Source organism: Paenibacillus sp. JT22N12 (assembly GCF_056269365.1).
In genome coordinates this window covers 41,203-62,440 of record NZ_JBWDNU010000022.1, presented here as the reverse complement: position 1 = coordinate 62,440, position 21,238 = coordinate 41,203, and the positions used below count along the sequence as shown (strand labels likewise).

Annotated in this window: 23 protein-coding genes; 22 read left to right on the top strand and 1 reads right to left on the bottom strand. The window is 49.5% G+C overall.

All coding sequences use genetic code 11. The annotated features are described in order from the left end of the window. The first annotated feature begins 571 nt into the window (after nucleotides 1-571). The 8 genes from AC0YOA_RS36460 to pssA all read left to right on the top strand — a co-directional run bounded on the left by AC0YOA_RS36460 (nucleotide 572) and on the right by pssA (nucleotide 9,305). A complete protein-coding gene (locus AC0YOA_RS36460; protein WP_210046701.1) occupies nucleotides 572-1,039 on the top strand; it encodes a CtsR family transcriptional regulator in 468 nt (155 codons plus the stop codon). Nucleotides 1,040-1,149: 110 nt separating this feature from the next. Continuing rightward, the gene (locus tag AC0YOA_RS36455; RefSeq protein WP_210046700.1) at nucleotides 1,150-1,671 is read left to right on the top strand and encodes a UvrB/UvrC motif-containing protein; all 522 of its coding nucleotides are present in this window, start codon (nucleotides 1,150-1,152) and stop codon (nucleotides 1,669-1,671) included. A 68-nt stretch (nucleotides 1,672-1,739) separates the two neighbouring features. Beyond that, on the top strand, nucleotides 1,740-2,780 hold the full coding sequence (locus AC0YOA_RS36450) for a protein arginine kinase (RefSeq protein WP_475772691.1): 1,041 nt from the start codon (nucleotides 1,740-1,742) through the stop codon (nucleotides 2,778-2,780). Nucleotides 2,781-2,782: 2 nt separating this feature from the next. After that, on the top strand, nucleotides 2,783-5,236 hold the full coding sequence (locus tag AC0YOA_RS36445; protein WP_475790677.1) for an ATP-dependent Clp protease ATP-binding subunit: 2,454 nt from the start codon (nucleotides 2,783-2,785) through the stop codon (nucleotides 5,234-5,236). 168 nt (nucleotides 5,237-5,404) lie between these two features. Next, nucleotides 5,405-5,836 (top strand): antibiotic biosynthesis monooxygenase, encoded by a 432-nt coding sequence (locus AC0YOA_RS36440; protein WP_475790676.1) that lies wholly within the window; start codon nucleotides 5,405-5,407, stop codon nucleotides 5,834-5,836. Between the two features lie 159 nt (nucleotides 5,837-5,995). Then, the gene (gene radA, locus AC0YOA_RS36435; protein WP_210046696.1) at nucleotides 5,996-7,363 is read left to right on the top strand and encodes a DNA repair protein RadA; all 1,368 of its coding nucleotides are present in this window, start codon (nucleotides 5,996-5,998) and stop codon (nucleotides 7,361-7,363) included. A gap of 13 nt (nucleotides 7,364-7,376) precedes the next feature. Beyond that, nucleotides 7,377-8,453, top strand: a complete 1,077-nt coding sequence (gene disA / locus AC0YOA_RS36430; RefSeq protein ID WP_210046707.1) for a DNA integrity scanning diadenylate cyclase DisA — start codon at nucleotides 7,377-7,379, stop codon at nucleotides 8,451-8,453. A gap of 93 nt (nucleotides 8,454-8,546) precedes the next feature. Continuing rightward, nucleotides 8,547-9,305 carry a CDP-diacylglycerol--serine O-phosphatidyltransferase gene (gene pssA / locus AC0YOA_RS36425; protein WP_475790679.1) on the top strand — a complete coding sequence of 253 codons (759 nt, stop codon included), beginning with the start codon at nucleotides 8,547-8,549 and terminating at the stop codon, nucleotides 9,303-9,305. A gap of 108 nt (nucleotides 9,306-9,413) precedes the next feature. On the opposite strand, the gene AC0YOA_RS36420 is transcribed toward pssA, so the two are convergent. Further along, nucleotides 9,414-9,809 (bottom strand): nucleoside triphosphate pyrophosphohydrolase family protein, encoded by a 396-nt coding sequence (locus tag AC0YOA_RS36420; RefSeq protein ID WP_210046695.1) that lies wholly within the window; start codon nucleotides 9,807-9,809, stop codon nucleotides 9,414-9,416. Nucleotides 9,810-9,994: 185 nt separating this feature from the next. On the opposite strand from AC0YOA_RS36420, the gene AC0YOA_RS36415 reads away from it, so the two are divergent. The 14 genes from AC0YOA_RS36415 (at nucleotide 9,995) to rplK (ending at nucleotide 21,139) form a co-directional block, all read left to right on the top strand. Continuing rightward, nucleotides 9,995-11,086, top strand: coding sequence for a PIN/TRAM domain-containing protein (locus AC0YOA_RS36415; RefSeq protein ID WP_475790675.1), 1,092 nt, complete (start codon nucleotides 9,995-9,997; stop codon nucleotides 11,084-11,086). Nucleotides 11,087-11,168: 82 nt separating this feature from the next. After that, entirely contained in the window at nucleotides 11,169-11,894 is a 726-nt protein-coding gene (ispD, locus tag AC0YOA_RS36410; RefSeq protein ID WP_475790674.1) for a 2-C-methyl-D-erythritol 4-phosphate cytidylyltransferase, read from the top strand. 15 nt (nucleotides 11,895-11,909) lie between these two features. Next, complete coding sequence (ispF, locus tag AC0YOA_RS36405) at nucleotides 11,910-12,395, top strand: 2-C-methyl-D-erythritol 2,4-cyclodiphosphate synthase (protein ID WP_475790673.1); 486 nt, start codon at nucleotides 11,910-11,912, stop codon at nucleotides 12,393-12,395. A 41-nt stretch (nucleotides 12,396-12,436) separates the two neighbouring features. Continuing rightward, the gene (gene gltX / locus AC0YOA_RS36400) at nucleotides 12,437-13,894 is read left to right on the top strand and encodes a glutamate--tRNA ligase (RefSeq protein ID WP_475790672.1); all 1,458 of its coding nucleotides are present in this window, start codon (nucleotides 12,437-12,439) and stop codon (nucleotides 13,892-13,894) included. 542 nt (nucleotides 13,895-14,436) lie between these two features. Continuing rightward, nucleotides 14,437-15,105 carry a serine O-acetyltransferase gene (cysE, locus tag AC0YOA_RS36395; protein WP_475790671.1) on the top strand — a complete coding sequence of 223 codons (669 nt, stop codon included), beginning with the start codon at nucleotides 14,437-14,439 and terminating at the stop codon, nucleotides 15,103-15,105. After that, on the top strand, nucleotides 15,102-16,508 hold the full coding sequence (cysS, locus tag AC0YOA_RS36390; protein ID WP_475790670.1) for a cysteine--tRNA ligase: 1,407 nt from the start codon (nucleotides 15,102-15,104) through the stop codon (nucleotides 16,506-16,508). Before cysE ends, cysS begins: the two co-directional genes overlap by 4 nt. Next, nucleotides 16,508-16,957 carry a Mini-ribonuclease 3 gene (locus AC0YOA_RS36385; protein WP_379114377.1) on the top strand — a complete coding sequence of 150 codons (450 nt, stop codon included), beginning with the start codon at nucleotides 16,508-16,510 and terminating at the stop codon, nucleotides 16,955-16,957. Before cysS ends, AC0YOA_RS36385 begins: the two co-directional genes overlap by 1 nt. Continuing rightward, nucleotides 16,954-17,724, top strand: a complete 771-nt coding sequence (gene rlmB, locus AC0YOA_RS36380) for a 23S rRNA (guanosine(2251)-2'-O)-methyltransferase RlmB (RefSeq protein ID WP_475790669.1) — start codon at nucleotides 16,954-16,956, stop codon at nucleotides 17,722-17,724. Before AC0YOA_RS36385 ends, rlmB begins: the two co-directional genes overlap by 4 nt. 3 nt (nucleotides 17,725-17,727) lie before the next feature. Next, nucleotides 17,728-18,249, top strand: coding sequence for an NYN domain-containing protein (locus AC0YOA_RS36375; protein ID WP_210046686.1), 522 nt, complete (start codon nucleotides 17,728-17,730; stop codon nucleotides 18,247-18,249). 303 nt (nucleotides 18,250-18,552) lie between these two features. Further along, nucleotides 18,553-19,203 carry an RNA polymerase sporulation sigma factor SigH gene (gene sigH / locus AC0YOA_RS36370; protein ID WP_210046685.1) on the top strand — a complete coding sequence of 217 codons (651 nt, stop codon included), beginning with the start codon at nucleotides 18,553-18,555 and terminating at the stop codon, nucleotides 19,201-19,203. Nucleotides 19,204-19,675: 472 nt separating this feature from the next. Then, nucleotides 19,676-19,825 (top strand): 50S ribosomal protein L33, encoded by a 150-nt coding sequence (gene rpmG / locus AC0YOA_RS36365; RefSeq protein ID WP_183604319.1) that lies wholly within the window; start codon nucleotides 19,676-19,678, stop codon nucleotides 19,823-19,825. Nucleotides 19,826-19,845: 20 nt separating this feature from the next. Next, on the top strand, nucleotides 19,846-20,055 hold the full coding sequence (secE, locus tag AC0YOA_RS36360) for a preprotein translocase subunit SecE (RefSeq protein ID WP_475790668.1): 210 nt from the start codon (nucleotides 19,846-19,848) through the stop codon (nucleotides 20,053-20,055). Nucleotides 20,056-20,084: 29 nt separating this feature from the next. Further along, nucleotides 20,085-20,618: a transcription termination/antitermination protein NusG gene (gene nusG / locus AC0YOA_RS36355; protein WP_210046705.1), complete on the top strand. Its 534-nt coding sequence runs from the start codon at nucleotides 20,085-20,087 to the stop codon at nucleotides 20,616-20,618. Nucleotides 20,619-20,713: 95 nt separating this feature from the next. Further along, nucleotides 20,714-21,139: a 50S ribosomal protein L11 gene (gene rplK, locus AC0YOA_RS36350; protein ID WP_210046683.1), complete on the top strand. Its 426-nt coding sequence runs from the start codon at nucleotides 20,714-20,716 to the stop codon at nucleotides 21,137-21,139. Nucleotides 21,140-21,238 lie beyond the last annotated feature (99 nt).

Sequence of the window (21,238 nt, the reverse complement as noted above, 5' to 3'; positions counted from 1 at the left end):
AAGCCCTTCAGCGCCGATGGTACTTGGACCGCAGGGTCCTGGGAGAGTAGGACGTTGCCAAGCACGAGAAGCCGACCGCAGTTCTGCGGTCGGTTTTTTGTTGTCTGCTGGCTTGTTTCCGTATAAGATGAAACTTTTTAATCGTAGTCGTCAATATTGAAGAGTGCATCAAAGTAGCAAGAAAAGGATACCGATATTTCACATCTTTAATTATTCGCTTTATTTAATTTTAATTGTACAAATTAGCTGGTTCAGCGTGAAGTCAATTAAGCAAATGTTTCGGCAGCGGCCCAGAAAAGGTAAAGAATAGAACAGCCTCCCTTCAAGCCGCAAAGATCTTTTGCTTTGTCCGGTATCAAGTAATGAACATTCTGACGTATAAAAGCGGCAGATACGCCCAAGCTAATAGCAGATCAGAAAACCAAGACACGCGGCTTGACGTTTTAAAAAAAATGCGTATAATAAAGTTAAAGTCAAAGAAAGTCAAAGTCAATTAATTAGAATATTGAATGATTTTGATGCTGCTTGACTGCTTAGCTGTTGTTGGTTGCATTTTAGGGAGGTTGGTGAAATGCGCAACATTTCCGATCTCATTGAGCAGTATTTGAAGCATATGCTGCAGGAGAGCTCCGATGGTGCGGTTGAATTGCAGCGTAATGATTTGGCGGATCGCTTTTCCTGTGTTCCTTCACAAATTAATTACGTAATCAGCACCCGGTTTACACTGGAGAAGGGCTACTTTGTTGAAAGTAAGCGCGGTGGAGGCGGATATATCCGTATTCAACGCATTGAGCTGCCGACGTTAACGGTCATCCAAGGGCATATTGCTCAGACCATTGGCGATCAGGTGGATCAAGGAGCGGCCGAGGGGCTTATTTATCAGCTGGAAGAAGCGCAGCTTGTATCCAAGCGGGAAGGCAATCTGCTGAGGGCTGCAATCTCCCGTGAAGCGATCGCCGTAAAGCTCCCCTTGCGGGATGAAATAAGGGCGCGACTCCTGAAAGCGATGTTGATTACATTGCTCGTCAAATCCCGATGAGTACTGCTTCACTCCTATAAGGTCAGCTTGAACTTGCTTAACCTTAATGGGAGAATGAGAACCATGGATGCGATTTTTCTTGAACCTTGCAGGAGGAGGGATAGTACGGAATGCTTTGTCAGGAATGCGGTAATAAACCGGCTTCACTTCATTTTACGAAAATTGTAAATGGAGAAAAAACGGAATTTCATATTTGCGAATCCTGCGCACGTGAAAAAGGAGAAGGGTTGCCGGGTGTATCCAACGGATTCTCCATTCACAGTTTGTTATCCGGACTGCTCGACTTTGAACCTGCAAGCGGAGTAAACGCCTTTGGTGCAAGGCCGCAGCAATTACGCTGTGAAACATGTGGTCTTACCTATACACAGTTCAGCAAGATGGGACGGTTCGGCTGCAGCGAATGCTACACGACTTTTGGCAGCAAGCTGGATCCGATTCTCAAGCGTGTTCACGGCAACTCGTCGCATGTCGGCAAGATTCCGAAGCGTACGGGCGGACAAATTCAGCTCAAGCGTGAAATTGAGGACCTTCGGGCCGATCTGCAGCAGCGAATAGAATGCGAGGAGTTTGAGAACGCAGCTAAAATCCGCGACCAGATTCGTGAACTGGAAGGTAAGGTTACAGATGTTTAGGCTAAGCACGGAAGGAGGAACCGTTTTTGTCGGAGCGATCTTTTGTACAGGAAGCCTTAAGTGAATGGATGAGAGAAGCTGGGCCTGATTCAGATATTGTTATCAGCAGTCGAGTTCGGATCGCCCGTAATTTACGGAGCCATCCTTTTCCGATGCTCGCCACAAACGAACAGGCGCAGGAGGTTATGGAGAATCTCACCGCTATGGGATCTTCTCCCGAGCTGGGTGAGATTGACCGGTTTGAGACGATTGAGCTTTCCGAGCTGAGCGAGCTTGAACGCAGAGTGCTCGTTGAGAAGCATCTCATAAGTCCGAACCTTGCGAATGAGTCACGCTGCGGGGCACTTATATTAAGTGAAAACGAATCCGTCAGTATCATGGTGAATGAAGAGGATCATCTGCGGATCCAATGCTTGTATCCCGGTTTTCAAATAAAAGAAGCCTGGAGCTTGGCTAACCGCATTGACGATATTTTTGAAGAAGCAACCGATTACGCCTTTGATGAACGCCGTGGTTATCTGACCAGTTGTCCGACGAACGTCGGTACAGGTATTCGTTCTTCGGTCATGATGCATTTGCCTGCGCTTGTCATGACGCATCAGATCAACCGTATTTTGACGGCAATTACTCAAGTAGGGCTGGCAGTGCGGGGAATTTACGGAGAAGGCAGTGAAGCGTTAGGCAATTTGTTTCAGGTATCCAATCAGATTACGCTGGGACAATCCGAGGAAGAGATCATCGATAATTTGCACAGCGTAGCCAAACAAATTATTGAGCACGAAAAGGCGGCGCGTCAGCGTATGCTGGAGGAGTCGCAGATTCGGTTGGAGGATCGGATTTACCGTTCCTACGGAATTTTGTCACATGCGACCATAATGGATTCCAAAGAAGCTGGCCAGCGGTTATCCGATGTCCGGCTAGGAATCGATCTTGGTCTGATCAAAGGGGTATCGCCGCTTGTAATGAATGAAATGATGGTTTTAATGCAGCCGGGTTTTCTGCAGCAGGTGTTTAATGAAAAAATGAATACCGAGCAGCGGGATATCAGGCGGGCAGAGCTTATACGTCAGCAATTACAACTAAGTAAATCCGATCATGGGGGTGTGTAAACATGATGTTTGGCAGATTCACGGAACGTGCGCAGAAGGTACTTGCACTTGCACAAGAAGAAGCGGTTCGTCTAGGTCACAATAATATTGGAACAGAGCATATTTTACTTGGGCTTAATCGTGAAGGGGAAGGCATTGCTGCCAAAGCCCTTATCGGACTTGGTCTGAGCCTGGAAAAAATCCAGGATGAAGTCGAGACGCTTATCGGCCGCGGACAAGAGCAGCCGACCAACATTGCGTATACGCCGCGAGCGAAGAAAGTAATTGAACTTTCGATGGATGAAGCGCGTAAGCTGGGTCATACCTATGTAGGAACAGAGCATATTCTGCTCGGCTTGATCCGCGAAGGGGAAGGCGTTGCCGCCCGCGTACTTAATAATTTGGGCATCAGCCTGAACAAAGCCAGGCAGCAGGTCCTGCAGCTCCTAGGCAGCAGCGAAGCGGTCTCGAGCAACCATGGCGCACCGGCTAATGTAAGTACACCGACGCTGGATGGCCTTGCCCGCGATTTGACCGCTTATGCCAAAGATAATAACCTGGATCCTGTTATTGGACGGGGCAAAGAGATTGAGCGCGTCATTCAAGTGCTCAGCCGCAGAACCAAAAACAATCCTGTTCTCATCGGCGAACCTGGCGTAGGTAAAACAGCCATTGCCGAAGGGCTGGCTCAGAAAATTATCGCAGGTGAAATTCCGGAGACGCTGCGTGACAAACGCGTTATGACGCTCGATATGGGCTCTGTTGTTGCCGGAACCAAATATCGCGGTGAATTTGAAGACCGTCTGAAAAAAATTATGGACGAAATTCGCCAAGCCGGAAATATCGTATTGTTTATTGATGAGCTTCACACGCTTATTGGAGCAGGCGGTGCAGAAGGTGCGATTGACGCTTCGAATATTTTGAAACCAGCTCTGGCACGTGGCGAGCTGCAATGCATCGGCGCCACGACGCTGGATGAATATCGCAAGTATATTGAGAAAGATGCCGCGTTGGAACGCCGCTTTCAGCCGATTACTGTTGATCAGCCTTCGCCGGAGGAAGCTGTTCTTATCCTTCATGGACTTCGCGACCGTTATGAAGCCCATCACCGTGTGAAAATAACGGATGAAGCGATCGAGCAGGCGGTTAAGCTTTCGGACCGTTATATTACGGACCGTTTCCTGCCGGATAAAGCGATTGATCTAATCGATGAGGCCAGCTCCAAAGTACGCCTTAAATCCTATACGGTACCGCCTAATTTGAAACAGCTGGAAAATCGTCTCGAGGATATCCGCAAGGAAAAAGACTCGGCGGTTCAAAGCCAGGAATTCGAGAAGGCTGCTGCCCTTCGTGATACGGAACAGAAGATTCGCGAAGAGCTTGATGTGACCAAGAATCAATGGAAAGAAAAACAAGGCCGTACGGATTCGGAGGTCACACCGGAGGATATCGCTCAGGTGGTTGCCAGCTGGACGGGAATTCCGGTGAGCAAGCTGGCTGAGGAAGAAACGCAGCGGCTGCTCAAAATGGAAGATATTCTTCATGACCGTGTTATCGGTCAGGATGAAGCCGTCAAAGCGGTATCCCGCGCTATGCGCCGTGCCCGTGCCGGCCTGAAGGATCCGAAGCGTCCTATGGGATCATTTATCTTCCTCGGACCTACCGGTGTTGGTAAAACCGAGCTTGCCCGCGCACTGGCGGAAGCAATGTTTGGTGATGAGAATGCCGTTGTCCGTATCGATATGTCGGAATATATGGAGAAGCATTCGACCTCACGTCTGGTCGGCGCACCTCCAGGTTATGTAGGCTACGAGGAAGGCGGCCAGCTCACCGAGAAAGTACGCCGCAAACCATACTCGGTTGTTCTGCTTGATGAGATCGAGAAGGCGCATCCGGATGTCTTTAACATCCTGCTGCAGGTGCTGGAGGATGGCCGTTTAACGGACTCCAAAGGCCGTGTCGTCGATTTCCGCAATACGCTGATTATCATGACCTCGAACGTCGGTGCGGATCAAATCAAGCGCAACACGTCGCTTGGATTTACAGCCGCACAGGATGCAGGCCGTGACTTTAATATCATGAAAGAAAAAGTGCTCGCGGAATTGAAAAAGAGCTTCCGTCCAGAATTCCTTAACCGGATTGATGAAACGATTGTATTCCATTCGCTTGGAGAAGAGCATATTGCTCAAATCGTTACCTTAATGTCCGAGGAGCTGCGCAAAAGGCTTCGTGAGCAGGAAGTAGACTTCACGCTTACAGATTCGGCCAAAGCGTTCCTGGCTAAGGAAGGCTACGATCCACAGTACGGCGCCCGTCCGCTGCGTCGTGCGATTCAGAAGCATATTGAAGACCGGCTTTCTGAGGATCTGTTGACAGGTAATATCAACAAAGGCGATACGCTTACAATTGATGAGAAAGACGGTGCGCTGACGGTTTCGCCATCAGCACCGGCAGCTGGAGAGCCAGCGACCAAGTAAGCCAAATAATTTTTCTAAAACCCTGCCCCTGAAGGCGCTTCGCTTACTTAGCGAAAGCCCGTCAGGGGCAAGGTTTTTTTGCTACATCCAGCAAATCAGCGTATGATTAGAGTGAGTTGTCATTTGGCGTAGTTGAATGTTCGCTAGACCCCTGAGGAGGTAATAATAATGATCGTTGTTGTGAATACGATAAAAGTAAAAAAAGGCCATGGGGAAGAAGTGGCGCAGCGTTTTCAAAATTCCAAGGGTGTTGAATTAACCCCCGGATTTATTCGAATGGAAGTTCTCTTCACAGAAGACTTGGAAGAACATGACGAATTAAAGGTATGTACCCACTGGGCAGACAAGCCTTCATTTGAGAGTTGGGTGAACAGCGATTCCTTCCGTCAAGCCCACGCCAAGCGTGCAGGCAGCCCGGGTGGGCAATCGCAAAGCCAATCCCAAGGTCAGCACCCGCAGAGCGGCGGGCAGGAGCAGCAAGTCCAACACGGCAGCCAAGGACAAGCCGACCAAGCTTCGCCGCAGGGCGAAAGTGTCATGCTGGGATCGAAAATGACGATTCATAATGTACTTGTTTCACGTACACCCAACGAGCAATAAATACCGTAATTCTCAACTTTATCGATAATCATCTGTTTCCCGCCCGGTGGTGTATTGCTGAGCGGGAAACTTTTATTTGGACAGCGCGCTTAAGGGTTTATCCCATCCTCTAGAAATGGTAAACTTTGAATGATAAGTAATATGTATAAGGAGCCGCTCATGGCAAAACTTAAAATAAAATTCGCTTGTACGGAATGCGGAACGGAATCGCCCAAATGGTTGGGGAAATGCCCTGGCTGCGGGGAATGGAATACGATGGTCGAAGAAAAGGAATCTGTAGTCAAGACGCCTGGAATGGGTTCCAGACTTATTCAGACGAAAGAAAAGCCGCAATCCATCATACACATAGATAATGAGCAGGAGCCCAGAATTGAAACGACCCTCCTGGAGCTCAATCGTGTGCTTGGCGGCGGGGTTGTTCCCGGATCGCTCATTCTCGTTGGCGGGGATCCCGGCATCGGGAAATCGACGCTGCTGCTGCAAACCTCCCATGCGTTAGCCTCCCAGGGTCTTACGGTCCTTTATATTTCCGGAGAGGAATCGGTCAGACAAACAAGGCTGAGGGCCGATCGCCTGGGGGCGCTTACCGAAAAGCTATATGTGCTTTGCGAGACGAATATGGATCAGATCAGCGATGCGATCGAGTCGCTGGAGCCGGATTTTCTCGTCATCGACTCCATCCAGACGGTATATGATCCCAGTGTCTCTTCAGCACCCGGCAGTGTTTCCCAGGTTCGTGAATGTACGGCTCATTTCATGCGCGTGGCCAAAGTGAAGGGAATCGCCACTGTCCTTGTCGGGCACGTTACAAAGGAGGGAGCGATTGCTGGACCCCGATTGCTTGAGCATATGGTGGATTGTGTCCTTTATTTCGAAGGAGAACGGCATCATTCCTACCGGCTGCTCCGGGCAGTCAAGAATCGGTTCGGATCCACCAATGAAATCGGGATATTCGAAATGGGAGAGCTGGGTCTGCGTGAAGTTAGCAATCCGTCTGAACTCTTCCTCTCGGAACGTCCGCTTGGCGTATCGGGTTCGACCGTAGTGGCCAGTATGGAGGGAACGCGTCCAGTATTGGTGGAGCTCCAGGCACTTGTAGCGACAACGAATTTCCCTTCGCCAAGGCGGATGTCAACCGGTATAGACCACAATAGGATGTCGCTCATCATTGCCGTATTGGAAAAACGGATGGGTATGTTTTTGCAGACGCAGGATGCCTATTTGAATGTGGCGGGCGGCGTCAAGCTGGACGAACCCGCTGTTGATCTGGCAGCAGCGGTAAGCATTGCATCAAGCTTTCGCGATGCGCCGACAAGGCCATTCGATGTCGTTTTTGGTGAAATTGGCTTGACTGGAGAAGTTCGGGCCGTTTCGCGTGCAGAGCAGCGGGTCAAGGAAGCGCATAAGCTGGGCTTTAAACGTGTGATTATGCCAACGAAAAGCTTGAAGGGCTGGAGTCCGCCTGCGGGTATCGAAATAATTGGGGTCGAGACAGTGGCAGAAGCCCTCTCGGCAGCACTCGGATAAGAGGGGGAAGATGATGAAGGAGCCGAATCAACTAGAAGTTATGAATCAACTGCTGCAAATGGTCGCACCAGGCACGGCTTTTCGGGAAGGACTGGACAATGTGTTGCGGGCAAAAACCGGCGCGCTGATCGTTGTTGGATACAGTCCTGAGGTTATGGAGGTCGTTGATGGCGGATTTTCGATCAATTGCGACTTCTCCCCTTACTATCTGTATGAGCTTGCCAAAATGGACGGCGCCATTATTTTGAGTGAGGACCGCAAGCGGGTTTTGTATGCCAATACTCAGCTGATTCCCAACAGTTCCATTTCATCGGTTGAGACGGGAATCCGGCACCGGACGGCCGAACGGGTTGCGAAGCAGACCGGCAAGTTGGTGGTTTCCATTTCGCAAAGGCGCAACATTATTACTCTGTATCAGGGTCAGCTTCGCTATTCGCTCAAAGAGATGGGCGTTATTCTGACCAAGGCGAACCAAGCCATACAAACACTGGAAAAATATAAAACGGTGCTCAATCAGGCGTTTACGAATTTATCAGCTCTGGAGTTTGAAGAATTGGTTACGCTGCATGAGGTGGCTCATGTCGTCAAACGCATGGAGATGCTCATTCGTGTGAAGATGGAGATTAAACGATACGTCAATGAGCTGGGGACAGAAGGCCGGCTTATCAGTATGCAGATGGAAGAATTGGTTGGCGGCGTTGAGGAAGAAGCCTGGTTTTTAATAAAGGATTATGCGAAAAATCCCCATGAGGACAAGATTCGTGAAATTCGCGCAGGCATCCATAAATTGAATTCAGAGGAATTATTTGATAATAGTTCAATTATTAAACTGCTGGGATACACGGGTACCAGTGTGGCCTCTGAAGAAATGATAGCCCCTCGGGGCTATAGGCTGCTCAGCCGTATCCCGCGCCTGCCTACCGTTATTATGAATAATCTGGTGGACCGTTTCGAGCGGCTGCCCCATATTTTAATGGCCACTATTGAGGAATTGGACTCCGTGGATGGCATCGGGGAAGTGCGGGCGCGCGCGATTAAAGAAGGGCTGAAGCGGATTCAGGAACAGATGTTCATTGACAGACATATTTAAATCACATACAATGTTAGAATGTGGATAACCATGTAAATCGCTAATAACTGTAAAAAATGGTTTTGGGGCATAGTAAAGATGAGGTGGAACAAAATGATCACGAAGTCGATACCGAGTCTTTTTACGGTGGCGAATTTATTTTTGGGTATCGTCGCCATTATTCTCGTTTTTCCAGAAAATTCAAAACCGGAAATCGCTGCGATGATGGTTATCATTGCGATGCTGATGGATGGCGTGGATGGCCGGGTGGCCCGCGCCCTGAATGCGCAAAGTGAATTCGGCAAGGAGCTGGATTCACTTTCGGATGTGATCTCGTTCGGCGTTGCTCCGGCTTTTATTATGTATAGTGTAGCCTTCCAGGAGCTGAGCTCGGCGGCCGCGTGGATTATTACCGCGCTGTTTCCCATATGCGGTGCTCTGCGGTTGGCCAGATTTAATGTCATATCCAGCATGCCGGGTTATTTTATCGGATTGCCCATTCCGGCGGCAGGAGGCGTGCTTGCAACACTCGCGCTGTTTCACAAGGATATATCAGTTGCAGTATTGATGGGAAGCACGCTGGTGCTTTCCTTTCTCATGGTGAGTACAATTAAATACCCCAGCTTCAAAAAAATGGGCATCCCCAAAAGTGCGATTTGGGTTGTCCCTATCATCATTGTCGTCACGGTAGTACTGGGCATCCTGTTTCATAATCAGTTGTCCAAGATCCTCTTTATACCCTTGGTTATTTACGCGCTGTACGGCCTAAAAAAAAACGTTGACCGGCGTCTCCCTTTTCCAGGGCGAAATCGCAAGCGCCGGAAACAAGCCGAATTGCTTGAAGAGATCATACCTACTGAGCATGGTGCATAGAGCTGCCTGTGAAAAATGTAAAAACAAACCGCCTGCTCATCCCGCAAAGGATGAGTCAGGCGGTTTGTTTTTTATATGATCCTGTTACAGCTCTGCGATGCGATTACTTTAGGTCAGGTTGAAGAGTCCTAATGTCGAGCACTTGTCAGATTCCTGGGCAACTACATCGTCAAGCTGAATGTCGAGGAGATTGCACATGGCTGACATGTAGAACAGGTTACGGCCAAGCTCGCCCTTAATAGCATCTCTGCAATGCTCGCACAATTCACCGCTGACGTGGTAATGAAGAGTATTTTTGGCTTGTTCCAAATTTATTTCATCTGTGTATTCTTGCCTTTTAGCATTTAACTCGATACAACCGCATTCCGTCACCGATTTAGCAACAGCTCGATTAACGGAGGCACCGGATTGGCCGTATTTCGATAAAACATCAAGCAAACTGCGATGACGCAAAAGCAGTTCAGACACTTGTTGCTGAAATTGATCCAATGTTGGGGCGCTCATCGATTCCACCTCGTTTCGGGATTGGCAGTGCTCCTCTTATTATAAGCTTCGACCGCCAGTAATTCAAAACCGTTTTGCGTAATTTGTCTGCTTTATCGACCAAGGTTAATAATTTCTAATACTTTCACCCTTCCCTACGATTAACCTCCGAGAAATTGGAACATAATTGTAAAGGAGGTGGAATTATGATGAAACGAATGATTCAATTGTTTGGTTTATGTTTTGGCGGGGTCCTGGGCGCTCAGATGCACAGCTGGATGAATATAGGGACACTATGGACGGAGTCTTCCTACGGGATGATGCAGCGGTCCGGCAGCTATTATATGAATGTCGGTATTGGAGCTTTGTGCGGCTTGGTGCTGGCCTCGATGCTTGCAGTACCGCTGATCCGGTGGATTCAGCAGGGAGCTGACCGTATATCCTCGATGCCCACTGGGGATCTGTTTTCCGGGGTATTGGGGCTTATGATCGGTCTGGGACTATCTGCGCTGCTATATCCTGCGGTTGCCGGATTGACGGGCGCCGGGCAATTCATTCCCATAGCAGCCATGCTGGTGCTCGGGTATGCGGGTATGCGGATCGGGCTTAGCAAACGGGAGGAACTGACCGAACGGATGAGTTTGATTATGGAACGCGGCAAAAGTAATAATGGCGAAGATGACAGCAGCTATGAAGAGCATAAAATTTTGGATACAAGTGTCATTATCGACGGCCGAATCGCCGATATTTGCAAAACCGGATTTATTGAAGGGACACTTGTAATACCAGAGTTTGTGCTTGAAGAGCTGCAGCATATTGCCGATTCCTCGGATCTGCTCAAACGAAACCGCGGTCGTCGTGGACTGGACATTCTGAATAAAATTCAGAAGGAACTGGATGTGAGAGTCCTTATTTATGAAGGGGACATGGAAGAGGGAGAAGTGGACAGCAAATTGGTCAAGCTCGCCAAGGTGCTTCATGGCAAGGTGGTCACGAATGATTTTAACCTGAACAAGGTATGCGAGCTTCAAGGTGTTTCTGTACTTAATATTAATGATTTGGCCAACGCGGTGAAGCCGGTCGTTCTCCCCGGCGAAGAAATTGTGGTTCAGGTGATCAAGGATGGCAAGGAGCATGGTCAGGGAGTCGCCTATTTGGACGATGGAACCATGATCGTGGTGGAGGGCGGCCGGGAATACATCGGAACAACGATGGAGGTGCTCGTGACGAGCGTTCTTCAAACCTCGGCAGGCCGGATGATTTTTGCCAAGCCAAAGCTGTTGGAAAAAGCGCAGTAACACGTTATGATAGTAAACGGATGATGTCTCCATCAGGCGGGAGCATCGAGGTTTACAGTTTATAGCGAGGCGGTTGAAGGGCATGCAGGCAGGACAGGCAAATTGGGGCGTCGTCGTCGTGGCGGCCGGACGCGGAACACGGATGGGAACGAAGGAGAGCAAGCAGTATTTGCTCTTGCAGGACAAGCCTATCATTGTCCATACGCTGGAACGATTTGAGATGTTGGATGAGGTCAGCGAGGTTGTCTTGGTTGTAGGCCCTGATGATACGGCCCGCGTCGAATCGATTGTACGGGATAACTTGCTGGTTAAGGTCAAGGCCGTGCTGGCTGGCGGCAGTGAGCGTCAGCACTCGGTTCGGACCGGACTGCAGTCGCTGAGCAAGGAAATGGAATGGGTCATGGTGCATGATGGTGTGCGTCCATTAGTAACTGCCAAGGCCGTACGCTCTTGTATGGCTCAAGCGGTAAAAACCGGAGCCGCTGTGCTTGCTGTGCCCGTTAAAGATACAATCAAGCAGGTTGGTGAAGCCGGTGTGATCGTGGCGACACCTGACCGCCGGAGCTTGTGGGCGATACAAACGCCGCAGGCTTTTCGGCGTTCCCTGCTGCTGGAAGCGCATGAGAGGGCGGCGGCGGACGGCTTTGTCGGAACGGATGATGCCATGGTCGTAGAACGTCTCGGTGTACCCGTTACAGTTGCAGAAGGCGATTATACCAATATAAAAATTACGACACCTGACGATTTGCCATGGGCGGAATTTCTGCTTGCGGCCCATTTGAACAAAGACAATCAGGGAAATGAATAGAGGGGGAAATCGGGAATGATTCGAGTTGGACAAGGCTTTGATGTGCATCAACTGGTAGAAGGGCGGCCATGTATTATCGGCGGAGTGACGATTCCCTATGAGAAGGGACTGCTCGGCCATTCCGATGCCGACGTGCTGCTGCATGCAATCAGCGATGCAGTACTGGGCGCCCTTGGACTCGGCGATATCGGTAAGCATTTCCCCGATACCGATCCGGCCTTTAAGGACGCGGACAGCCTGAAGCTTCTGGAGCATATCTGGCAGCTCGTGAAAGAGCGCGGCTATAAATTGGGCAACATTGATTCGACTATTATTGCGCAGCGTCCCAAGATGGCGCCTTTTATTCCTCAGATGGCAGAAGTCATTGCACGTGCGCTGGAGGCGGATGAGCCATCTCAGGTAAATGTGAAGGCAACCACAACGGAGCAGCTTGGTTTTACCGGACGGGGCGAAGGGATTGCTGCCCAATCAGTTGTCTGCCTCGTCAAGACTATGCTATGATCGGTTGAAAACGGAACATCATGGAAGGAGTATTGAATACCATGTCAGAGAATATTCGGGTGCGGTATGCGCCGTCACCTACAGGGCATCTGCATATCGGCAACGCGAGAACGGCCTTATTCAACTATTTGTTCGCACGCAGTCTGGGCGGGAAGTTTATTATACGTATCGAAGATACTGACCTGAAACGGAATATTGAGGGCGGCGAGGAAAGTCAGCTTACCTATCTCAAGTGGCTGGGCATCGACTGGGACGAGAGCGTTGATGTCGGAGGGGGATATGGGCCATACCGTCAGACAGAGAGGCTCGACATTTACCGCGAATATTGGCAGGACTTGATTGCCAAAGGTCTGGCCTATAAGTGCTACTGCACGGAGGAAGAGCTGGAAGCGGAGCGGGAAGAACAAACAGCGCGCGGAGAGATGCCGCGGTATTCCGGCAAGCATCGCGATTTAACCGAAGAGCAGCGGCAGTCATTTGAGGCGGAAGGCCGTGTACCCAGTATCCGCTTTCGCGTTCCGGAAGGCCGAACCATGACGTTCAGTGACATCGTAAAGGGCGAAATCAGCTTTGAATCCGATGGAATCGGCGATTTCGTTATTATGAAGAAGGACGGCATTCCCACTTATAATTTCGCGGTTGCCCTTGATGATCATCTCATGGCAATCAGTCATGTGCTCCGCGGAGAAGACCATATCTCAAATACGCCAAGGCAACTGCTGATCTATGAAGCATTCGGCTGGACGCCGCCCGTATTCGGACATATGACGCTTATTGTGAATGAACAGCGCAAGAAGCTGAGCAAACGCGACGAATCCATTATTCAATTTATTGAGCAATATGATAAGCTGGGCTACCTGCCGGAGGCAATGTTCAACTTTATTACACTGCTCGGCTGGTCTCCGGAGGGCGAGCAGGAGATATTCACACGCGATGAGCTTATTGAAGCCTTTGATCCCGCCAGACTGAGCAAAAGCCCGGCTTTCTTCGATACAGCCAAACTGAGCTGGATGAACAATGAGTACCTGAAAAAGACGGAGCTGACTCGCGTAGTTGATCTCTGTCTGCCTCATTTACAGAATGCCGGCCGGCTCCCGGAGGTTTTGGATGAGAGCGGGAGGGAATGGGCAAGCGACCTGATAGGGCTGTATCAGGATAAACTGCACTGCGCTGCAGATATCGTTCCGCTGACGAACTTATTCTTTGAGGATGAAATGAACGATGAAGAGGAAGCGAAGCTTGTGCTCGCCGAGGAGCAGGTCCCAGCGGTGCTGCAGGGCTTCGCCGGGCAGTTGGCATCAATGGAGTCCCTGGATGCTGATGGCATCAAGGCGGCAATCAAAGCAGTACAGCAGGCTACAGGCTTCAAAGGAAAGCAGCTGTTTATGCCTATACGTGCCGCGCTGACCGGACAGACCCATGGACCGGATCTTAATCGTACAATCGCTCTGCTGGGCAAAGTCAAAGTGGAGAAACGTTTGCGTTTCCGGTTAAATTAATTCATCTTTTGCCGATAACCGGGCTCGTCTTGAATGCAAGGGCACTTGTCAGTTAATCGGCAGTCCGCTATACTTGTAGTACCTAATTATCAAGTTGTATCGGTCTAAAGGCTTGGAACAGGATTGTTCATTTCCGAGAGGAATCCAGAGAGAGCGACCTTTCAAATTGGAACAGCTGCACATGAATGCAGGATGTCTGCCATTTTGAATAGGCTGGGAGTCGTTCATTCCTTGAAATGCAGCATTGCGCCTGGGAGCCGCTCTTTCGATCCGCGCATGCGGGCGGAATTTCTTTTGTTGTCCGTAACAGGTGCAGCAGGAGAATTCAGCTTGCAGAGTGCGGGGTAGAACGTGACGATTCGTCCGCGTTATGGACTTTAAGATGGGGGTCTTTGTACGGATCTCCAAGCAGAGTGGAACCGCGTCCACACGCCTCTGCAGCCCTCGGGCTGCAGGGGCTTTTCTTTATGCCCAGAGTTGCATGACCAATCATGCGGTCGGTACAGTTTGATGGCAATGCCTTTCCGAGAGGAGTCTTGACCATGTTTCGCCATATAAAATCCGATATAGATACGGTGCTTTATAATGATCCGGCAGCACGCAGCAAATTCGAGGTCGTATTCACCTATTCGGGTTTGCATGCCATATGGTCTCATCGTATTGCCCATCGCCTGTATAAGCTGCGCTGGTACACGGTTGCGCGCCTGATTTCTCAAATCTGCCGTTTCTTTACGGGCATTGAAATCCATCCAGGTGCAACGATCGGAGACCGGTTGTTCATTGACCACGGTATGGGCGTCGTAATTGGCGAAACATGCGAGATTGGCGATAATGTCGTCATTTATCAAGGTGTGACTCTTGGGGGAACCGGTAAGGAAAAAGGAAAACGGCATCCGACAATCGGCAATAATGTAGTCATCGCATCGGGGGCCAAAGTGCTTGGATCGTTCAAGGTCGGGGATAATGTAAATATTGGCGCCAATTCGGTTGTACTCCGGGAGGTGCCGTCCAACAGTACTGTTGTCGGAATTCCCGGAAGAATAGTCAGGAAGAACGGCGAGCGGGTGAAGGACCGGCTGGATCATGCCCAGCTGCCTGACCCGGTCATTGAAATGCTTCGTGAGATGCACAAGGAAATTGAGAATTTAAGGTCCGAGCTTGAGCGCGAGAGGCAAAAGCAACCTATTGCTGGAGGAGATCCGAGAATATGACTTTGCAAATTTATAATACGATGCACCGAAACAAGGAAGACTTCATATCCCAGGAGCCTGGGCAGGTGAAAATGTATGTATGCGGTCCGACCGTGTATGATTATATTCATATCGGCAACGCACGGCCTGTGATCTTTTTTGATGTAGTGAGGCGGTATTTGGAAGCTGTTGGATATCAGGTGAATTATGTCGTTAATTTTACCGATGTGGATGATAAGCTGATACGCAAGGCGGAACAGCTCGATATGACCGTTGCGGAAGTGGCGGAGAAATTTATCCATGCATTCAACAGCAATATCGAAGGACTGGGCGTGCATAGGGCGACCATCAATCCGCGTGTGACCGATCATATTCCGGAAATATTGGCTTTAATTGAAGGCTTGGTCAACACCGGCTATGCTTATGAAAGCGGCGGTGATGTTTTCTTCCGTACGAGCAAATTCCAGGATTATGGGAAGTTGTCGCATCAAAATATGCAGGAGCTGCAACTGGGTATCCGGATTGAAGTGGACCGCCGCAAGGAGAACGGCCAGGACTTCGTCCTATGGAAAGCGGCGAAGCCCGGAGAAGTGTATTGGGAAAGCCCTTGGGGAGCAGGGCGCCCCGGATGGCATATCGAATGCTCCGCAATGGCACGCAAGTATCTGGGAGATACGCTGGATATTCACGGTGGCGGACATGATTTGCAATTTCCGCATCATGAGTGCGAAATTGCGCAGTCTGAGTCCTTCACAGGGAAACCGCTCGCCAGGTATTGGATGCATAATGGATATATTCACATTAATAATGAGAAAATGTCGAAATCCCTCGGCAATGGAATTACGGTCAATGAGCTGTTGAAGCGGGTAAAACCGGAAGCAATCCGTTATTTCATGCTGTCGGCCCATTACCGCAGTCCGCTGAACTTTAGCGATGAGACGCTTGCGCAGGCAGAGAACAGCGTGGAGCGGATTGCCAACTGCTACAGCAACCTGCATCACCGTTTGGCTGTCGCGGTAAGCGAGAAAGATGAAGAGGCAGCTGCGCTTCAAATCCGAATAGAGGGTATTCAAAGCGAGTTTAACACAAAAATGGATGATGATTTTAATACCCCGGATGCAATAACGGCTGTATTTGAGCTTGTCAGTGAGGCTAATCAATATTTGCAGCGTCCGGTTGCATCAACTGAAGGCTTGCAGCTGCTGATCAAGGCGTTTGAATCCCTTGACCGCGTTCTTGGGCTATTGCCGGCTTCAGGTGCTGCAGAATTGCTCGATTCGGATATTGATGCGTTAATTGTCGAACGGACGAACGCGAGATCGGCGAAAAATTGGAAACGCGCGGATGAAATCCGCGATTTGCTGGCGGATCAAGGGATTATTCTGGAGGATACCCCTCAGGGCATTCGCTGGCGGCGCAAATGATGGAAGACCGAAATCAGGGACTTTGGTTCCATCCCCCGGCCAAACAGCCCAATCAAATAAATCCGGTCGTGCTGGCCTATTTGGGAGACGCGGTTTTTGAGATGATGGTTCGACAATATTTGATTGCGCAGCCGAATCACAAGTCGAATCATCTGCACCGCCTGGCAACCGGCTTCGTTTCTGCAAAAGCCCAGTGCGCGCTTCTTGAGCGGTGGCAGCCGCTGCTCACGGAGCAGGAAGCGGACATCGTCCGCCGCGGAAGGAACGCCAAATCGGGTGCCCCCCCGAAAAATGCCAATCTCGCAGATTACCGTCAGGCGACGGCGTTGGAATGTTTAGTCGGCTATTTGTATTATGAGAAACAGACAGAGCGGCTTCGTGAGCTAATGGCAGTTGCCTTTGACGAACCAGCTGCAGCGATCGGCAAATTCGAGGAGGACAACAGATGACTGAGCAAGATTCGCAACAGGATTCACAAGAAGAATGGATTGCAGGCAAGCATCCGGTCATGGAGGCGCTGCGCTCCGGGCGGGAAATCAATAAAATATGGATTGCCGAGCAATCTCAGAAAAATGCGGCTCCTATCATAGCCGAGGCGAAAAAGGCGGGAATTATCGTTCAGTTTGCCGATAAACGCAAGCTTGATCAAATGGCCGAAGGCACAACCCATCAAGGCGTTGTCGCTCAAGCCGCTGCCTACCGCTATTTTGAGCTGGATGAGCTGCTGGAGAGGGCTCGTTCAAGCGGAGAAATGCCTTTTCTGCTGCTGCTTGATGAAATCGAGGATCCCCATAATCTGGGGTCGATTCTCAGGACGGCGGAGTGCACGGGAGTGCATGGCGTGATTATTCCCAAACGCCGATCCGCATCGCTTACGGCAACGGTATCGAAAACCTCCGCGGGTGCTGTGGAATACGTTGCTGTTTCCCGGGTCACCAATATTGCACAGACGATCGATAAGCTGAAAGAAGCGGGAATTTGGGTTGCGGGTGCGGATGTTGGCGCACATCAGGATGTGTATGCCTCGTCCACAAAGTTTGATATGCCGCTCGCGCTTGTCATTGGCAATGAGAGCAAAGGCATCGGCAGGCTGATCCGTGAAAAATGCGATTTTCTGATCAAGCTGCCGATGAACGGGCATCTGAATTCTTTAAATGCTTCGGTGGCTGCTGGTGTGCTGATGTACGAAGTGCTGCGGCAGCGCCGGAGCCTCTAGGCAATGCGACGGCGTGATGATGTACTGCTTGTGGACGGCTACAACATGATTGGAGCATGGCCGGTTCTTGCTGCAATGCGCGATACTGATTTGGAGGGCGCACGCGATAAGCTGCTGGAGATGCTGGCTGATTATCAGGGATTCACAGGCATGTCCGTCACGGTCGTATTTGATGCTCATCAGGTTCCTGGCACAGGATCGGCTTTTAACCAGTTCAGAATCTCTGTAGTCTATACAAAAGAGAAAGAAACGGCCGATTCATGTATTGAACGTCTGGCTTCGGAGCTTGCGCTGCGCAGCCGCAATCTCTATGTGGCGACTTCCGATCTGGTTGAGCAGCATGTCGCTTTTGGCAAAGGCGCTCTCAGGATATCCGCACGGGAGCTGCTGATCGATATCGAGCAGAACCGCAAGGCGATCGAACGCACGATAGAGGACAAGTCCCATCAGCGTAATGAGCTGGATACCAATCTGAGTCTGGAAGTCCGGACAAAGCTTGAACGATGGCGCCGTGGGCAGAACTAACTCAGTTTGTCTTTAATTCACATTCAATAATGTCACAATACTTGACGCGAATCCCGCTTGAAACGGGACTAACTTCCAATTTTTCTATTTAATTAAAGTTTTATCGATAGGAAGTTGATTGACGGCCCAAGGTTACATAATGTATACTGATTCTATGTTTCTGAACGGATCTGGTAGAAGTTAGTTATGGCTTGGTATCGTTTCCTGTAGTGGCATAGTGTTACACGTAACCTAATCAACGAAAATGATTGCGTTCGGTTAAATTTTGCGCAATGCACGCCTTTCGAGCCGGAGGGATTGTTCGTGAGCATCGACCTCAAAGAGTGGAAACCGCTGGACTATGACTGCAGAACGGACGAAGATATTGTAGAAGCGGTTCGTGAGGGTGACGGCGAAGCGCTGGAATATTTAATTAATAAGTACAAGAATTTTGTGCGTGCCAAGGCCAGATCCTACTTTCTGATCGGGGCTGACCGCGAGGATATCGTACAAGAGGGCATGATCGGGCTTTACAAGTCAATCCGCGATTTCAAAGGGGACAAGCTTGCATCCTTCAAGGCGTTTGCGGAGCTTTGCATCACGCGTCAGATCATTACAGCGATCAAGACGGCTACCCGCCAGAAGCATATCCCGCTCAATTCCTATGTCTCGCTGGACAAACCTATCTACGATGAAGATTCCGACCGCACACTGCTTGACGTCATCTGCGGAACCCGCGTTTCCGACCCCGAAGAGCTTATTATCAACCAGGAAGAGTTTGTTGGTTTGGAAGACAAGATGTCCGAGATTTTAAGTGATCTGGAACGCAAGGTGCTGATGCTGTATTTGGACGGGCGCTCCTATCAGGAGATCGCTGTGGATTTGGATCGGCATGTAAAGTCAATTGATAATGCTTTGCAGCGTGTTAAGCGTAAGCTGGAGCGGTATCTGGAAATCCGTAACATCAGCAACTGATTGATGGGGTAAATGACTTGCGCCGTCTTGTACGGCGAAGCAGGCTTTTTTTGATCGACGTGTCTAGAAAGTGCGGTATGTAGGCTTATAAATTCTAAACGATGGACAGAGGAGCCGGTCAGGCTCTTTTTTAATTTATAACTGATCCTCTGTCAAACTGACATCCGTTATATGAAAGTGTGGCGGGGAAGGTTTGAAACTCTCACATGCCGCGCATAATGGGAGTAACAGAACATCTTCAATTTTTGCTGCGGACGGTTGGGAATTGTACGGTGATTCAAGGTCTACTCCCGGTCTAGAGTTGCGTTTTTCTTGACACGGCATATTGCATATGATAAAGTATTTCAGGTAGCCCTGAAATAGGTCTTTTTTTGATGGGCTTTGAATCTTGAATCTTGCTTGTTCCACATACAATCAGGGTTTAATGGATTCGAACTTTTTTTATTTATGGTAATTCGGGAGGTGTACAGCAATGCGGGTAATTATTACGTTGGCTTGCACAAACTGCAAACAAAGAAACTACGCTTCCAGCAAGAACAAACGGAATCACCCCGACCGCATCGAGATGAAGAAGTTTTGTAAGTTCTGTAACGAACATACTCCTCATCGCGAGACAAGATAGGTCAATTGGGAGGTGTGGAAGTGTCATTTTTTGCTAAGATGAGGCAAAGTTTCGGGTCGACTTTTTCCTTTTTTTCTGACAGCGTCGCGGAACTGAAGAAGGTTCGTTGGCCAAGCCGTAAAGAGTTGACAAGCTATACTCTCGTTGTAGTAATAACGATTATAGTGGTTACCATTTACTTCTGGGTTCTTGACATCGGCATTTCCGCATTGGTCGAACTGATCGTTTAAGAAGGGGCCAAGGGTGGCTAGTTATGGAAATGGAAAAAAGATGGTATGTTGTGCATACCTACTCAGGGTACGAAAACAAGGTAAAAGCGAACTTGGAGAAGCGTGTTGAATCTATGGGCATGGAAGATAAAATCTTCCGCGTTCTTGTTCCTATGGAAGAAGAAGTGGTAAACAAAGACGGTAAGCAAAAGATCGTCATGCGTAAAGTTTACCCCGGCTACGTTCTTGTGGAAATGGTTCAAACCGATGACTCCTGGTATGTGGTTCGTAATACCCCTGGCGTGACCGGGTTTGTCGGATCCACTGGTTCCGGCTCAAAACCGACTGCGCTTCTGCCTGATGAGGTGGAGCAAATCTTGCGCCACATGGGTATTGATGAGCCTAAACCGAAAATCGAATTCGATTTGAAGGAAACGGTTCGGGTGAAGGTTGGACCTTTTGCTGATTTTGTCGGTACGGTGGAAGAAATTCTGCTGGACAAAAGCAAACTCAAGGTGCACGTCAACATGTTTGGACGGGAAACCCCGCTTGAGCTGGACTATACTCAGGTGGAGAAGATCTGATCTTCGTTTTCCTGCGTTGTCTTCGGGCAATACGGGTTGCGTGATGATTCCATCACCGCGGCCAAAGGGATTATTTGAGCAAGGAGGTGTGCATCATGGCAAAAAAGGTCATCAAGATGGTAAAATTGCAAGTCCCAGCAGGTAAAGCGAACCCGGCTCCGCCGATCGGTCCTGCACTCGGTCAAGCAGGCGTTAACATCATGGCGTTCTGTAAAGAATTCAACGCACGCACAGCTGACCAAGCCGGTTTGATTATTCCGGTTGAAATCTCCGTATTTGAAGATCGTTCATTCACTTTTATCACCAAGACTCCACCGGCAGCCGTTTTATTGCGCGTTGCAGCAGGAATCGAAAAAGGATCAGGTGAACCGAACAAGAAGAAAGTAGCTACCGTTAAACGTTCGAAAGTTCGTGAAATTGCGGAGCAAAAAATGCCTGACCTTAACGCGGCTTCAGTTGAAGCGGCAATGCTCATGGTTGAAGGTACGGCGCGCAGTATGGGCGTTGTCATCGAAGACTAATAGAGCCTGCGATGCTTAAGGCGCAGCAAAAGATATTCTTTTGTTGTAAGTGGGAGGATCTCCAACAGGGAGGATTTTCCGTTATAACCACACGAGGAG

Bases quoted from the DNA above. Each gene is read 5' to 3' on its own strand.
- AC0YOA_RS36460 (WP_210046701.1), top strand. From the start codon at position 572: ATGCGCAACATTTCCGATCTCATTGAGCAGTATTTGAAGCATATGCTG.
- AC0YOA_RS36445 (WP_475790677.1), top strand. From the start codon at position 2,783: ATGATGTTTGGCAGATTCACGGAACGTGCGCAGAAGGTACTTGCACTT.
- pssA (WP_475790679.1), top strand. From the start codon at position 8,547: ATGATCACGAAGTCGATACCGAGTCTTTTTACGGTGGCGAATTTATTT.
- ispF (WP_475790673.1), top strand. From the start codon at position 11,910: ATGATTCGAGTTGGACAAGGCTTTGATGTGCATCAACTGGTAGAAGGG.
- gltX (WP_475790672.1), top strand. From the start codon at position 12,437: ATGTCAGAGAATATTCGGGTGCGGTATGCGCCGTCACCTACAGGGCAT.
- ispD (WP_475790674.1), top strand. From the start codon at position 11,169: ATGCAGGCAGGACAGGCAAATTGGGGCGTCGTCGTCGTGGCGGCCGGA.
- AC0YOA_RS36415 (WP_475790675.1), top strand. From the start codon at position 9,995: ATGATGAAACGAATGATTCAATTGTTTGGTTTATGTTTTGGCGGGGTC.
- AC0YOA_RS36375 (WP_210046686.1), top strand. From the start codon at position 17,728: ATGCGACGGCGTGATGATGTACTGCTTGTGGACGGCTACAACATGATT.
- AC0YOA_RS36450 (WP_475772691.1), top strand. From the start codon at position 1,740: ATGAGAGAAGCTGGGCCTGATTCAGATATTGTTATCAGCAGTCGAGTT.
- AC0YOA_RS36385 (WP_379114377.1), top strand. From the start codon at position 16,508: ATGGAAGACCGAAATCAGGGACTTTGGTTCCATCCCCCGGCCAAACAG.
- rplK (WP_210046683.1), top strand. From the start codon at position 20,714: ATGGCAAAAAAGGTCATCAAGATGGTAAAATTGCAAGTCCCAGCAGGT.
- rlmB (WP_475790669.1), top strand. From the start codon at position 16,954: ATGACTGAGCAAGATTCGCAACAGGATTCACAAGAAGAATGGATTGCA.
- rpmG (WP_183604319.1), top strand. From the start codon at position 19,676: ATGCGGGTAATTATTACGTTGGCTTGCACAAACTGCAAACAAAGAAAC.
- AC0YOA_RS36440 (WP_475790676.1), top strand. From the start codon at position 5,405: ATGATCGTTGTTGTGAATACGATAAAAGTAAAAAAAGGCCATGGGGAA.
- AC0YOA_RS36420 (WP_210046695.1), bottom strand. From the start codon at position 9,809: ATGAGCGCCCCAACATTGGATCAATTTCAGCAACAAGTGTCTGAACTG.
- cysE (WP_475790671.1), top strand. From the start codon at position 14,437: ATGTTTCGCCATATAAAATCCGATATAGATACGGTGCTTTATAATGAT.
- nusG (WP_210046705.1), top strand. From the start codon at position 20,085: ATGGAAAAAAGATGGTATGTTGTGCATACCTACTCAGGGTACGAAAAC.
- cysS (WP_475790670.1), top strand. From the start codon at position 15,102: ATGACTTTGCAAATTTATAATACGATGCACCGAAACAAGGAAGACTTC.
- radA (WP_210046696.1), top strand. From the start codon at position 5,996: ATGGCAAAACTTAAAATAAAATTCGCTTGTACGGAATGCGGAACGGAA.
- disA (WP_210046707.1), top strand. From the start codon at position 7,377: ATGAAGGAGCCGAATCAACTAGAAGTTATGAATCAACTGCTGCAAATG.
- AC0YOA_RS36455 (WP_210046700.1), top strand. From the start codon at position 1,150: ATGCTTTGTCAGGAATGCGGTAATAAACCGGCTTCACTTCATTTTACG.